This is a genomic window from Streptomyces kebangsaanensis (assembly GCF_001906585.1).
GTDB lineage: Bacteria > Actinomycetota > Actinomycetes > Streptomycetales > Streptomycetaceae > Streptomyces > Streptomyces kebangsaanensis.
This window is the reverse complement of sequence record NZ_JUJA01000167.1, coordinates 102,423-115,928: the sequence shown is the minus strand read 5'-3', so window position 1 is coordinate 115,928 and position 13,506 is coordinate 102,423. Positions and strand designations below refer to the sequence as shown.

Genomic DNA, 13,506 nt, shown 5'->3' with positions numbered 1-13,506 from the left:
CCCGCCGAGCAAGCCGCTGCCCGAGAGCGAGCGCGCCGAGGTCGCCGCCCTCGTCGCCGGATGGTCGATATGAACGCGCCCGGGAAGCGCCCCGAGGAGCTGCGCAGCCACCAGTGGTACGGCACCGACGGCCTGCGCTCCTTCAGCCACCGCGCCCGCACCCGCCAGCTCGGCTACCTGCCCGAGGAGCACCTGGGCAAGCCGGTCGTCGCGATCCTCAACACCTGGTCCGACATCAACCCCTGCCACGTCCACCTGCGCGACCGCGCCCAGGCGGTCAAGCGCGGGGTGTGGCAGGCGGGCGGCTTCCCGCTGGAGTTCCCGGTCTCCACCCTCAGCGAGACCTTCCAGAAGCCGACCCCGATGCTGTACCGCAACATGCTCGCCATGGAGACCGAGGAACTGCTGCGCTCCTACCCGGTCGACGGTGCCGTGCTGATGGGCGGCTGCGACAAGTCCACGCCCGCCCTCCTCATGGGCGCCGCCAGCGCCGACCTGCCCACGGTCTTCGTGCCCGCCGGGCCCATGCTGCCCGGCCACTGGCGCAACGAGGTCCTGGGCTCCGGCACCGACATGTGGAAGTACTGGGACGACAAGCGCGCCGGTCTCATCGGCGACTGCGAGATGGCCGAGCTGGAGAGCGGTCTGGCCCGCTCGCCCGGCCACTGCATGACCATGGGCACGGCCTCCACGCTGACCGCCGCCGCCGAAGCCCTCGGCGTGACCGTCCCCGGCGCCTCCAGCATCCCCGCCGTGGACTCCGGACACGACCGGATGGCGGCCAGGGCGGGCCTGACGATCGTCGAACTGGTCCACAAGGACCGCAGGTTGAGCGACATCCTCACCCGCGAGGCCTTCGAGGACGCCGTCACCACGGTCCTCGGCCTCGGCGGCTCCACCAACGCCGTGATCCACCTGATCGCCATGGCGGGCCGCGCGGGGGTGAGGCTCACCCTCGACGACTTCGACCGCATCGCCCGCACGGTGCCGGTCCTCGCCGACGTCCGTCCCGGCGGCGAGAAGTACCTCATGGAGGACTTCCACTTCGCCGGCGGCCTGCCCGGCTTCCTCTCCCGCATCCCGGACCTGCTCCACCTGGACCGGCCCACGGTGTCGTACGACACCCTGCGCGAGCAGATCGCCGGTGCCCAGGTGCACGACGACGACGTGATCCGCCCCCGCGACAACCCGGTCGCGTCCGAGGGCGGGGTGGCGGTCCTGCGCGGCAACCTCTGCCCGGACGGCGCCGTCATCAAGCACATCGCCGCCGAGCCGCACCTGCTCAAGCACACCGGCCCCGCGGTCGTCTTCGACGACTACAGGACGATGCAGCGCACCATCAACGACCCGTCGCTGAACATCACCGCCGACAGCGTCCTCGTGCTGCGGGGCGCCGGCCCCAAGGGCGGCCCCGGAATGCCCGAGTACGGCATGCTGCCGCTCCCCGACCACCTGCTCAAGCAGGGCGTGCGGGACATGGTGCGGATCTCCGACGCCCGGATGAGCGGCACGAGTTACGGCGCCTGCGTGCTGCACGTCGCCCCCGAGTCGTACGTCGGCGGCCCGCTCGCGCTGGTGCGCACCGGCGACCCGATCACCCTCGACGTCGAGGCCCGCACCCTCCAGCTCCACGTGGACGACGAGGAGCTGGAGCGCCGCAGGGCCCAGTGGTCGCCGCCGCCCGCGCGGTACGAGCGCGGCTACGGCGCCCTGTACTCCGATCAGATCACCCAGGCCGACACCGGCTGCGACTTCGAGTTCCTGGCCCGGCCGGGGAAGGTGCCCGACCCGTACGCCGGGTGACGGCCGGACCCTGCCCGGAACCGGCACAGACCAACTGCCCCACCCCTCTGCCCCCCTACGCCGAAGCGCTTGCCCCACGCCTATCTAGAAAGCGCTTCCTACAGAGCGTCCCACTGCGAACGGAGAAAGAGTCATGGCCCAAGCCGCAGCCGTGGCGAAACCGCCCGCGCCACCCCGGCGGCGCCGTGCCTCCGCCACGCCGCGCAGGCTCCCGTACCTGCTGATCGCCCCGGCCGCCCTGCTCATGCTGGGCTTCATCGCCTACCCGGTGCTCAGCGTCTTCTACTACAGCCTGCAGCACTACAACCCCACCAAGCCGTGGCGGAACGGATACGCCGGCTTCGACAACTTCGTCCACGCCTTCACCCAGGACCCCCAGTTCTGGGACACGCTGCTCTTCAGCGCGAAGTGGGTCGTCGTCGAGGTCGGGCTGCAACTGCTCTTCGGACTGGCCCTCGCCCTGATCGTCAACCAGACCTTCGTGGGCCGCGGACTCGGCCGGGCGCTGGTGTTCTCCCCGTGGGCGGTCTCCGGCGTGCTGACCTCCGCCATCTGGGTGTTGCTCTACAACTCCCAGACAGGCATCACCCGTTACCTCGCCGACCTGGGCATCGGCTCCTACGGCACCAGCTGGCTGTCGGACACCTCCACGGTCTTCCCGGCGGCGGTGGTCGCCGACCTGTGGCGCGGAGTGCCCTTCTTCGCCATCCTCATCCTCGCCGACCTGCAGTCCGTCTCGAAGGACCTGTACGAGGCCGCCGAGGTCGACGGGGCGAGCCGCCTCAAGCAGTTCTGGCACATCACCCTGCCCCACCTGAAGGACGCCATCGTCCTGTCCACGCTGCTGCGCGCGGTGTGGGAGTTCAACAACGTCGACCTGCTCTACACCCTGACCAACGGCGGACCGGCCGGCGTGACCACCACACTGCCGCTCTACGTCGCCAACACCAGCGTCGACGCCCACAACTTCGGCTACGCGTCCGCCCTGACCACGGTGGCGTTCGTCGTCCTGCTCTTCTTCTCGATGGTCTATCTGCGGCTGAGCAAGTTCGGAGGTGAGAAGTGATCACCGAGATCGCCCCCGCGCCCCGGCGCGTGGTGTCCGAGCCGGTCCGGCCGCGCGGCGGGCGCCGCGCCTGGGACGAGGTTCCGCGCTGGCAGATCTACCTGCCGCTCTCCGTCTACCTGCTGTTCACCCTGATCCCCTTCTACTGGATCCTGCTGTTCGCCCTGCGCCCGGCCGGCTCCACCTCGCTCGTGCCCTGGCCGATGACGTTCGACCACTTCGAGAAGGTGTGGACCGAGCGGAGCTTCGGCCTCTACTTCTACAACAGCGTGCTCGTCGGCATCGCGACCCTGGTCCTCACCACGGTCGTCGCCCTGGCCGGCGGCTACGCGCTCGCCCGGTTCGACTTCCGGCTCAAGCGCGGCTTCATGCTGGCCCTGCTGTGCTCGCAGTTCGTGCCCGGCGCGCTGCTGCTGGTGCCGCTCTTCCAGATCTTCGCCGAACTGTCGATGATCAACTCGCTCGCCAGCGTCATCATCGCCGAGACCGTCTTCCAGCTGCCGCTGTCGATGATCCTGATCAGCGGCTTCATCAAGAACGTGCCGCCCTCCCTGGAGGAGGCCGCCTGGGTGGACGGCTGCAGCCGCTTCGCCGCCTTCCGGATCGTCGTTCTGCCGATGCTGCGGCCCGGCCTGATCGCCGTCGGCTCCTTCGCCTTCGTGCACGCCTGGAACCACTTCCTGTTCGCCCTGATGTTCCTCTCCGACCAGAGCAAGCAGACCATCCCCGTCGGCCTCAACACCCTGATGAACGCCGACAGCGTCGACCTGGGCGCCCTGGCCGCGGGCGGCATCGTCGCCGCCGTACCCGTGGTGATCGTGTTCGCCTTCATCCAGAAGTGGCTGATCACCGGCTTCAGCGCGGGGGCGGTGAAGGGATGACGACGACACCGTTCCCCGTCGTGCTGGCCGGCGCCCGCGGCCACGGCCGCTGGCACCTGGAGAACATCCGCCGGCTGCAGGGCACGGGCCTGGTGCGGCTCGCCGGGATCTGCGAGCTGACCCCGCTCACCGAGGACGAGGTCCCCGAGGGGCTGGGCACCCCCGAGCAGTCCGCCGACTTCGGCGCCCTCCTGGACGCCACCGGCGCGCGGATCGCCGTGATCTGCACGCCCATCCCGACCCACACCGACCTGGCGCTCACCGCCGCCGAGCGGGGCGTACACCTGCTGCTGGAGAAGCCGCCCGCCCCCTCCTACGCCGAGTTCCGCCGCATGGCCGACGGGGTCGCGAAGGCCGGCGTCGCCTGCCAGATCGGCTTCCAGTCGCTGGGCTCGCACGCGATGCCCGCGATCCGGAAGCTGATCGCCGAGGGCGCGATCGGCACGGTCACCGGGGTCGGCGGGGCCGGCGCCTGGGTGCGCGACGAGGCGTACTACACGCGGGCGCCCTGGGCGGGCCGGCGGCGCCTGGACGGCGTCGACGTGGTCGACGGGGTGCTCACCAACCCGCTCGCGCACGCCGTCGCCACCGCGCTCGCCCTGCTCGGCACCACCGGCGCCGAGGACGTCACCGGCGTCGAGACCGAGCTGTGGCGGGCCAACGACATCGAGGCCGACGACACCTCCTGCGTCCGCGTCACCACCCCCCGCGGCCCGGCCGTCGTCGCCGCGACGCTGTGCGCGGAGCGGGCCGACGAGCCGTACGTCCTGGTGCAGGGCAGCAGCGGCCGGATCACCCTCTGGTACAAGCAGGACCGCATGCTGCTGCAACGCGCCGGCCACGGCCCCGAGGAGTTCGAGTACGGCCGCACCGACCTGCTGGAGAACCTGGTCGCCCACCTCACCACCGGCGCCGGACTGCTGGTGCCGCCCGCGGCCACGGGCGCCTTCATGCGGGTCGTCGAGGCGATCCGCACCGCCCCCGACCCCCGCCCGCTGCCGAGGACGGCCTGGCGGCGGGAGGACGGCGAGGGGCGCCGGATCGTGCCCGGCGTCGACGGGCTCGTCGCGGCCGCCGCCGACACCTTCTCCCTCTACTCCGAGCTGGGCGCCGCCTGGGCCCCGCCGAAGGAGGCGACCCTCGGATGACCTCGAACGACTCCCCGGTGCTGCGCGTCGCCGGCCGCCCGGTCGCCCGGTACGTCACCCGGCCCGAGCTGCCCGGCCGGCTCTCCCCGCGCCCCTACCTGCACCCCGTCACCACCCTGGCCGGCACAGCGGTCACCGAGCTGAGCCCCGCCGACCACGCGCACCACCTCGGCGTCGGTGTCGCCGTTCCCGACGTCGAGGGGCACAACTTCTGGGGCGGGCGCACCTTCGTGCGCGACCGGGGCCCGACCGAGCTGGACAACCACGGCGCCCAGCGGCACACCGGGTTCCAGCTGCGCGACCCCGACGGGTTCGTGGAGGAGCTGCGCTGGGTCGCCGAGGGCCGCGAACTGCTGCGCGAGCGCCGTACCGTGGCCGCCACCGGGCTCACCGGGACCGCCTGGGCGCTGGACTTCACCTTCGCCCTGACCAACGTCACCCGGGAGCCGCTGTCGATCGGCAGCCCCGCCACCAACGGGCGCCCCGGCGCGGCCTACGGCGGTTTCTTCTGGCGGGCCCGCAAGGAGGAGCGGCCCCCGCGGGTGTTCACCGCCGACCGGGACGGCGAGGCGGAGGTCCACGGCACCCGGGCCGACTGGCTGGCGCTGGCCGGCAGCACCTGGACGCTGGTGTTCGCCGGGGCCACCGGCACCACCCGCCGCGACGCCTGGTTCGTGCGCGCCGAGGAGTACCCCGGGGTGGGCTCGTCCCTGGCGGTTGAGGACCGGCTCGCGGTCGCGCCGGGCGAGAGCGTCGTACGCCGCGTCGTCACCGTCGTCGCCGACGGACGGCTGGGCCGGGACGAGGCGGGGGTGCTGGCGCGCAAGGCGGTGATCCCATGAGCCCGCCGGCCGTCGGCCCCGACGACGGCACCTACCGCAACCCGGTCCTCGACGCCGACTGGTCCGACCCCGACGTCGTCCGCGTCGGCGACGACTTCTACCTGACCGCCTCCAGCTTCGGCCGCGTCCCCGGCCTGCCGCTGCTGCACTCGTGCGACCTGGTCAACTGGACCCTGGTCGGACACGCCCTCGAACGCCTCGAACCGGCCGAGGAGTTCGCCGTGCCGCGGCACGACCGCGGGGTCTGGGCGCCGTCGCTGCGCCACCACGACGACCGGTTCTGGATCTTCTGGGGCGACCCCGACCAGGGTGTCTTCCAGGTCAACGCCCCGGAGATCCGCGGCCCGTGGACCCGTCCGCACCTGGTCGAGGAGGGCAAGGGCCTGATCGACCCGTGCCCGCTGTGGGACGAGGAGACCGGCGAGGCGTACCTGGTGCACGCCTGGGCCAGGTCGCGGGCCGGCGTCAACAACCGGCTGACCGGCCACCGGATGCGCCCCGACGGGACCGGGCTGCTGGACGAGGGCGAGGTGATCGTCGACGGGGACCGCATCCCGGGCTGGTTCACCCTGGAGGGGCCCAAGCTGTACCGGCACGACGGCTGGTTCTGGATCCTGGCGCCCGCCGGGGGAGTGGAGACGGGCTGGCAGGGTGCCTTCCGCGCACGGGAGTTCTTCGGCCCCTACGAGGAGAAGGTCGTCCTGGAGCAGAAGGGAACCGGTGTCAACGGCCCCCACCAGGGCGGCTGGGTGCGCACCCCGTCCGGCGAGGACTGGTTCCTGCACTTCCAGCAGCGCGGCGCGTACGGCCGTGTGGTGCACCTGCAGCCGATGCGCTGGGGCGCGGACCGCTGGCCGGTGCTGGGCGACGAGGGCGCTCCCGTCGCCGTGCACCGCAGGCCCGCCCTGCCGCCGCAGCCGCCCGCCGCCCCCGCCACCGACGACGACTTCCCCGGCGGACGCTTCGGCCGGCAGTGGCAGTGGACGGCCAATCCCCAAGAGGGGTGGGCCGCCCGGCACTCCGGCGACGGGCTGCGGCCGGTCTGCGTCCGCTCGGCCGACGCGCACGACCTGCGGAAGCTGCCGAACGTGCTCACCCAGCGGCTGCCCGGCAGGCCGGTGGCCGTCGAGGTCGACCTCGCCCTGCACGCCGGGGCCCCGGGCGCGCGGGCCGGGCTCGCCGTCCTCGGGGACGCCTACGGCTGGATCGGGCTGCAGCGGGGCACGGACGGGCAGGTCCACCTCGTGCACCGGTTCGCGGAGGCCGCCGCCGCGTCCGAGCGGGACGCCGGCCACCCCCGGCTCGCGCCCGACGGGCGGGCCCGGCTGCGTGTCGAGGCCGGTGCCGGCGCCCGCTGCCGGTTCCTCGCCGACGTCGGCGACGGCTTCCGGCCCTCCGGCCAGGTCTTCGCCGCCACCCCGTGGCGCTGGGTCGGCGCCCTGCTCGGCCTGTTCGCCGTCGCCCCGGCCGGCCGGGGCGACGCCGGAGCCGCCGACTTCACCCGGTTCCGCATCACAGTTCTGTAACCCGTTCCGTCCCAAGGCCCACGGGGAGCCACAGTGGCACATCCTCGTAGCAAGCGCTTACCCCGGATGTGCGCCCACGGCGGCCGCCTCGTCCTCGCCCCCCACACCGTCACCTTCCGAGTTGGATCCAGAAGAAGAGAGCCGATCAATGAAGATCAACATCCGCAGAAGCAGGCGTGCCGCCCTGGCCGTCGCCCTGGGTTCCGTGCTCGCGCTGACCGCCACCGCGTGCGGTGACGACGGCAGCGGCTCGGGGAAGAGCAAGGGGTCCGAGGGCTCGGGCAAGGGCGAGATCACCTTCTGGGACAACAACGGCGGTGTGCGCACCGACATCTGGAAGCAGATCATCGCCGACTTCGAGGCGAAGAACCCGGACATCAAGGTCAAGTACGTCGGCATCCCGGCCGCCAGCGCCCAGTCCAAGTACGACACCGCCATCCAGGGCGGCGGCCTGCCCGACGTGGGCGGCGTGGGCACCGCGATGCTCGCCGAGATCGCGGCCCAGGGCGCGCTGGAGCCGCTGGACGGCCGGCTGGAGAAGAGTTCGCTGAACGGCAAGCTGAGCCAGAACGTGCTCGGCACCAGCAAGGCCGCGGGCGGCGGCGACGTCCTGTACCACGTGCCGACCTCCGTGAACAACGGCACGCTGTGGTACCGCACCGACCTGTTCAAGAAGGCCGGCCTGGACGAGCCGACCACCTGGGCCGCGTTCTACAAGGCCGCCGACAAGCTCACCGACACGGGCAAGAACCAGTTCGGCTTCACCATCCGCGGCGGCGAGGGCTCCATCGCGCCGGCCCTGGACGCGGTGTACGGGCAGACCGGCATCACCTCGTTCTGGAACGGCGACAAGACCACCGTCAACGACCCCAAGAACGTGGCGGCGCTGGAGAAGTACGTCGCGCTCTACAAGAAGAACACCCCGTCCGCCGACGTCAACAACGACTTCACCAAGATGGTCGCCCAGTGGGACAGCGGCACCATCGGCATGCTGAGCCACAACCTCGGCTCCTACCAGGACCACCTGAACGCGCTGGGCAAGGACAAGTTCCGGGGCCTGCCGAACCCCACGCTGGACGACGGCACCCGGGTGCAGGTGTCCAACCCGGTCGACGGTCTCGGCCTGTTCAAGGCGAGCAAGAACAAGGCGGCCGCCTGGAAGTTCATCGAGTTCGCCGCCTCGGCCGCGGAGAACTCCAAGTTCAACGAGTCCGCCGGGCAGGTGCCCGTCAACGTCGACGCGGCCCAGGACGACTGGATCCAGCAGGCCGAGCCGACCAAGCTGGCCGCGCAGGCGCTCAACGGAGAGAACACGAAGATCGTGCAGCTGCCGTACTACCTGCCCGACTGGAACACGATCTCCAAGGCCGACAACGAGCCGAACTACCAGAAGGTGCTGCTCGGCAAGATGACCGCCAAGCAGTTCCTGGACACGCTGGCCGACCAGCTGAACAAGGCGCAGGCCGAGTGGAAGCAGAACCGCGGATAGCTCCGCCGGTTGAGCCGGAATGCGGACGGTCCGCGGCCCGGAGGCCGCCTCCGGGCCGAGGGTCGTCCGTGGCCGGGCGCGCGGTTCCCCGCGCCCCTTCTTGTCCCACCCCCTGTTGAAACTTGCCCCACCCCCTGTTGAAAGAGGTACCGCAACCATGCGTACGCAGAAATGTCATGGGCGCGTCATGGCGGCGGCCGTGGGCTGCACCGCCCTGGTGCTCGCCGTCACCGTCACAGGCACCGCCACCGCGGCCCCCGCGCCCCACACCCCCGACACCGCCCGCCAGGTGCTCGGCGCCAAGGACGGCTGGGGCTCGTACGGCACCGGCACCACCGGCGGCGCGAAGGCCGACGCCGCGCACACCTACACCGTCACCACCTGGGAGGGCTTCAAGGCCGCCCTCGCCGCCGGCGGCAGCGCACCGAAGATCATCAAGGTCAAGGGCACGATCGACGCCGACGGCCCGGGCTGCTCCGCCTTCGAGGTGCCCGGCTACGACTTCGACACCTACCTGAAGACCTACGCCCCCGAGACCTGGGGCCGCGACCGCGACCTGGACGCGGAGCCCGACGACAGCCCCGAGGGCCTGCGCCGCGCCTCCGCCGCCCAGCAGGACAAGTACATCAAGGCGAACGTCCCCGCCAACACCACCGTCGTGGGCGTCGGCAAGGGCGCGGGCCTCAAGGGCGCCAGCCTCCAGATCAAGAACGTGGACAACGTCATCGTCCGCAACCTCACCCTGGAGAGCCCGCTGGACTGCTTCCCGCAGTGGGACCCCACCGACACCGCCGACGGCAACTGGAACTCCGAGTACGACAGCGCGGTGATCACCGGCTCCACCCACGTGTGGATCGACCACAACACCTTCACCGACGGCGACCACCCCAACAGCACCCTGCCGCACCACTACGGCCGGATCTACGAGCAGCACGACGGCCAGCTGGACATCGTCAAGGGCGCCGACTACGTGACGGTCTCCTGGAACGTGTTCGAGGAGCACGACAAGACCATCCTCATCGGCAACAGCGACAGCGCCTCCACCGCCGCGATCGACCGCGGCCACCTGAAGGTCACCCTGCACCACAACCTGTTCAGGAACCTGATTGAGCGCGCCCCGCGCGTCCGCTTTGGGCAGGTCGACTCCTACAACAACCACTTCGTCGCGAACGCCGACTACGGCTACAGCTACGGCATCGGCATGGAGTCCCAGCTCGTCGCCGAGCACAACGCGTTCACCCTGCCGCGCTCGGTCGCCGCGGGCAGGATCCTCAAGAAGTGGAAGGAGGCGCCGCTCACCGCCGCCGACAACTACGTCAACGGCAGGCGGACCGACCTGATCGCCGTCCACAACGCCCAGGTCCCCGGCGAGATCCTGCAGCCGGGCGCGGGCTGGACCCCGGTCCTGCGCACCCGGATCGACCACCCGAGGGCCGTCCCCGGGATCGTCGACCACCAGGCGGGCGCCGGCCGCCTGCGCTGACGTCCCCTCCGAGCGGGCCGGGGCGCGCCCTCCGCCCCGGCCCGCGGCCACCCCGCCGACCCCTGCCGCACCGTGAAGGAGCACCCGCATGCCCCTGTCCAGAAGGGGAGTTCTGCTGGCCGGAGCCGCGCTCGGCCTCACGGCCACGCCCGCGCGGGCCGCCACCCGGCCGCACCCGTTCGGCCGCCACGGCTCACCGGCCGCCCGCCGCACCCCGAAGACCCTGTACGTCGACCCGCACGGCCGCGGCGACTTCACCGGCGTACAGGCCGCGGTGAACGCCACCACCGGTGACGGCTGGACCCTGGTCCTCTCGCCCGGCACCTACCGGGAGACGGTCGCCGTGGACGCGAGCCGGACCGGCATGACCTGGATCGGCGCCACGGGTGACGCCCGTGACGTGGTGATCGTGTACGACAACGCGGCCGGCACCCCCAAGCCCGACGGCGGCACCCTCGGCACCAGCGGATCGGCCACGACCACCCTCCAGGCGGACGGCTTCACCGCCCACCGGGTCACCTTCGCCAACGACTGGCTGCGCGCCGACCACCCCGGCGTCAGCGGCACCCAGGCCGTCGCCGTCAAGGTGCAGGGCGACCGCTCGGCGTTCCGGCACTGCCGCTTCCTCGGCCACCAGGACACCCTGTACGCCGACTCCAGGGCCCTGACCTCCTTCGCCCGCCAGTACTACGCCCACTGCCACGTCGAGGGCGACGTCGACTTCGTCTTCGGCCGGGCGACGGCGGTGTTCGAGGACTGCCGCTTCCGCACCCTGAACCGCGCCGACCTGGCGTCGGCACCGTACGGCTTCGTCTTCGCGCCCTCCACCGCGGGCGCCAACCCGCGCGGCTTCCTGGTCGTCCGCGGCCGGATCGGCAGCGAGGCCCCCGACGGCTTCTACAAGCTCGCCCGCCCCTGGGTGCCCAGCTCGGACACGACCGCCCGCCCGATGCTGACCGTCCGGGACACCTGGCTCGGCCCCGGCATCGACGCGGTCGCGCCCTACACCGACATGTCGAGCGCCTATCCGTGGCAGGAGCAGCGCTTCGCCGAGTACCGCAACACCGGCCCCGGCGCGCGGATCACCGTCCCCGCCGACCGCCCCCAGCTCACCCGTGCCCAGGCCGCCTCGGCGACCCGCCGGGACCACCTCGGCGACTGGACGCCGTGACGAAGGCCCCCGCCCGGCCGGCCGGGCGGGGGAGCACCTCACTCGTAGGTGATGTCCGAGTCGGAGAACCTGCAGTTCGCGCCGTCCGGGCCCGAGCCGGCCTCGGTGGGCTCCTTGCCGGTGTCGTTGCCCTTGAAGCGGACGCAGGTCCTGATCTTCTTCTTGCTGTCGCCGTGGATGCGGATCTTCGACAGCGTGGCGGTGTCGCCGTAGTTGGAATTGATGCCGGCGATCACCTTGCCGGGCGCGGTCACGTCGATGTCCTTGAGGACGATCGTCCGCTTGTACTGCGTCCTGCAGTTGCCGCAGGAGCGCACCAGCTTGCCGAAGTCCTCCACCTGGAAGCCGCTCACGGTCAGCGTGCCCGCACCGTTGAACTGCAGCACCTTGTCGTCGGCCTTCTTCGCGCCGCCGCCGATCACCTTGTACTGCGCCGACGACGAGGTGCCCTTGAAGGTGGCCGCGTCCTCGCCGACGTCCAGCCACCACACGTTCTGCAGCGTGCAGCTGCCCATGCAGTGGACGCCGTCCGCGGCCGGGGTGCCGATGATGACGTTCTTCAGCGTGGCGCCGTCCTTCAGCTTGAAGATCGGACTCTGGTTCTCGGACTGGCCGTCCGTGCCGAGGGCGCCCTTGCCGTAGAACTTCTTCAGCTCGCCGTCGTAGGTGCCCGACACCTCGATCGTCGACGAGACCGCCTTGCTGCCCGTGGCCGTCGGCCAGGACGTGGCGGCGCCGGCGGAGGACAGCATCGTCGTGGTGACGAGCGTCGCGCCGGTGATCCCGAGAGCGGCGGCCCCACCGATCACCGTGCGGCGCCGGGTGATCCGGCGGCGGTGGCGGACGCGCTGTTCGGCTCTTGCGGTCATGCTCATTCCTTGCGTGCGAGCGGTTACTTGCGTCTCCTGGTCGCCGCCGGCGTGGAAAGGGTTGCCGTGTCCGCCGAACTTTTTCTACGAACCTCCGTCCGCTGTCGAGTCGTTGCCGCCGTGCACCGCGAAGTCACCGGCGACGGAGCGCGGTTCGTCCTGTGCGGTGGCCGTCATCGAGTAGCTGTCGTGCCGCGCGTCCCGGCCGCCGCGGGCGTGGTCGTACTGGCCGGCGAACACCCACTGCCCCGCCGGGACGGTGCGGCCCGGCTTGAGCGCCCAGGTGTAGACGAGGAAGCCGTCCCTCTCCTCGACGGTGAGCGTGAAGTCGTCCTCGGGCAGCGACCGCCAGGCGCCGGTGGAGGACACCCCGCCGGTCTGGGCGACCTTCAGCCGGACCGTGAGCGCGGTGAGCCGGACGGAGGTCTTCAGGGTCACGTTGCTCTGGGCCCAGAAGTCGTTGCTGTGCGGGTCCACCGAGCCGTCCGACCACAGCGGACCGTCCTGCTCGGGGGCGCCGGTGCCGGCGGGCGGCCGCGCGGTGGCGGAGGCCGTCCCCCCGGAGGTCCGGGAAGGGGACGTACGGGGCGTCGCGGAGCCCTGGCCGGCGTCGGAGCCCGGCGTGGGGCCGGCCGGCGGGACGGGCGCCCGGCTGGTCGCGTCCGGCGACGGCGTGGGCGTGGGCGTGCCGGAGGAGGCCACCGTCTGCCGGTCCGGCCCGGGATCGTCCTTCACCGCGGAGGCCACCGCGTAGCCGCCGGCCGCCAGCACCCCGGCGACCGCGGCGGTGGCACCCGCCACCCGCAGCCAGCCCCACGCGGCCGGGCGCGTGAGCCGGCGGCCGGGGCGGGCCCGGCCGGCCATGCCGCGCTCGATCCGCGCCAGGATGCGCGCGCGGTCGGGCTCGTGCGCACCGGCCGCCTCGTGCAGCCGGGCGCGCAGCTCCTCGCGCACGTCCTGCCGCATGGTCATCGGTCCCTTCCTCCGGCGTTCCCGGCCCGCTGCCCCAAGCCCTCGGCCGCGTTCGAGCGGGGAGGTGCCCCCACCGCCGCGCGCACCCTGTGCGGAGCGTCCCGCGTGCCGAGCAGCCGCTGCAACTCGGCCATCCCCTTCGACGTCTGGCTCTTCACCGTACCCACGCTCACCCCCAGGGCCTGCGCGGTGTCCTTCTCGGACAGGTCGAAGGCGTGCCGCAGCACCACACAGACCCGCTTGCGGAACGGCAGCC

The 13,506-nt window shown here is 72.0% G+C and carries 12 protein-coding genes; 9 read left to right on the top strand and 3 right to left on the bottom strand.

Going from position 1 to position 13,506, the window contains the following annotated elements; translation table 11 throughout:
• Positions 1-60: 60 nt before the first annotated feature.
• The 9 genes from araD (at position 61) to RH94_RS35260 (ending at position 11,409) form a co-directional block, all read left to right on the top strand.
• Entirely contained in the window at positions 61-1,803 is a 1,743-nt protein-coding gene (gene araD, locus RH94_RS35300; protein ID WP_073952379.1) for an L-arabinonate dehydratase, read from the top strand.
• A gap of 133 nt (positions 1,804-1,936) precedes the next feature.
• The gene (locus RH94_RS35295; RefSeq protein ID WP_073952378.1) at positions 1,937-2,869 is read left to right on the top strand and encodes a carbohydrate ABC transporter permease; all 933 of its coding nucleotides are present in this window, start codon (positions 1,937-1,939) and stop codon (positions 2,867-2,869) included.
• Complete coding sequence (locus RH94_RS35290; RefSeq protein ID WP_073952377.1) at positions 2,866-3,750, top strand: carbohydrate ABC transporter permease; 885 nt, start codon at positions 2,866-2,868, stop codon at positions 3,748-3,750. The genes RH94_RS35295 and RH94_RS35290 overlap by 4 nt, the downstream gene beginning before the upstream one ends.
• Positions 3,747-4,898: a Gfo/Idh/MocA family protein gene (locus RH94_RS35285; RefSeq protein WP_073952376.1), complete on the top strand. Its 1,152-nt coding sequence runs from the start codon at positions 3,747-3,749 to the stop codon at positions 4,896-4,898. Before RH94_RS35290 ends, RH94_RS35285 begins: the two co-directional genes overlap by 4 nt.
• A complete protein-coding gene (locus RH94_RS35280; RefSeq protein ID WP_073952375.1) occupies positions 4,895-5,740 on the top strand; it encodes a DUF6807 domain-containing protein in 846 nt (281 codons plus the stop codon). Before RH94_RS35285 ends, RH94_RS35280 begins: the two co-directional genes overlap by 4 nt.
• A complete protein-coding gene (locus RH94_RS35275) occupies positions 5,737-7,266 on the top strand; it encodes a glycoside hydrolase family 43 protein (protein ID WP_073952374.1) in 1,530 nt (509 codons plus the stop codon). Before RH94_RS35280 ends, RH94_RS35275 begins: the two co-directional genes overlap by 4 nt.
• Positions 7,267-7,414: 148 nt before the next feature.
• Positions 7,415-8,755 carry an ABC transporter substrate-binding protein gene (locus RH94_RS35270; RefSeq protein ID WP_073952373.1) on the top strand — a complete coding sequence of 447 codons (1,341 nt, stop codon included), beginning with the start codon at positions 7,415-7,417 and terminating at the stop codon, positions 8,753-8,755.
• Between the two features lie 157 nt (positions 8,756-8,912).
• Positions 8,913-10,238, top strand: coding sequence for a pectate lyase family protein (locus tag RH94_RS35265; RefSeq protein ID WP_073952372.1), 1,326 nt, complete (start codon positions 8,913-8,915; stop codon positions 10,236-10,238).
• A gap of 88 nt (positions 10,239-10,326) precedes the next feature.
• Positions 10,327-11,409 carry a pectinesterase family protein gene (locus tag RH94_RS35260; protein WP_073952371.1) on the top strand — a complete coding sequence of 361 codons (1,083 nt, stop codon included), beginning with the start codon at positions 10,327-10,329 and terminating at the stop codon, positions 11,407-11,409.
• Positions 11,410-11,447: 38 nt separating this feature from the next.
• Here RH94_RS35260 and RH94_RS35255 read toward each other — a convergent pair whose 3' ends face one another.
• The 3 genes from RH94_RS35255 to RH94_RS45650 all read right to left on the bottom strand — a co-directional run.
• Positions 11,448-12,278: a pectate lyase gene (locus RH94_RS35255; RefSeq protein WP_073952370.1), complete on the bottom strand. Its 831-nt coding sequence runs from the start codon at positions 12,276-12,278 to the stop codon at positions 11,448-11,450.
• A gap of 84 nt (positions 12,279-12,362) precedes the next feature.
• Positions 12,363-13,250: a hypothetical protein gene (locus RH94_RS35250; RefSeq protein WP_073952369.1), complete on the bottom strand. Its 888-nt coding sequence runs from the start codon at positions 13,248-13,250 to the stop codon at positions 12,363-12,365.
• Positions 13,247-13,506, bottom strand: a 260-nt coding sequence (locus RH94_RS45650; protein ID WP_267893419.1) for a sigma factor-like helix-turn-helix DNA-binding protein, incomplete at its 5' end; no start/stop codon positions are given. The genes RH94_RS45650 and RH94_RS35250, both read right to left, overlap by 4 nt.

Coding starts and splice junctions, on each gene's coding strand:
- RH94_RS35285 (WP_073952376.1), top strand. CDS start 3,747: ATGACGACGACACCGTTCCCCGTCGTGCTGGCCGGCGCCCGCGGCCAC.
- RH94_RS35280 (WP_073952375.1), top strand. CDS start 4,895: ATGACCTCGAACGACTCCCCGGTGCTGCGCGTCGCCGGCCGCCCGGTC.
- RH94_RS35295 (WP_073952378.1), top strand. CDS start 1,937: ATGGCCCAAGCCGCAGCCGTGGCGAAACCGCCCGCGCCACCCCGGCGG.
- RH94_RS35260 (WP_073952371.1), top strand. CDS start 10,327: ATGCCCCTGTCCAGAAGGGGAGTTCTGCTGGCCGGAGCCGCGCTCGGC.
- araD (WP_073952379.1), top strand. CDS start 61: ATGGTCGATATGAACGCGCCCGGGAAGCGCCCCGAGGAGCTGCGCAGC.
- RH94_RS35250 (WP_073952369.1), bottom strand. CDS start 13,250: ATGACCATGCGGCAGGACGTGCGCGAGGAGCTGCGCGCCCGGCTGCAC.
- RH94_RS35255 (WP_073952370.1), bottom strand. CDS start 12,278: ATGACCGCAAGAGCCGAACAGCGCGTCCGCCACCGCCGCCGGATCACC.
- RH94_RS35270 (WP_073952373.1), top strand. CDS start 7,415: ATGAAGATCAACATCCGCAGAAGCAGGCGTGCCGCCCTGGCCGTCGCC.
- RH94_RS35265 (WP_073952372.1), top strand. CDS start 8,913: ATGCGTACGCAGAAATGTCATGGGCGCGTCATGGCGGCGGCCGTGGGC.
- RH94_RS35275 (WP_073952374.1), top strand. CDS start 5,737: ATGAGCCCGCCGGCCGTCGGCCCCGACGACGGCACCTACCGCAACCCG.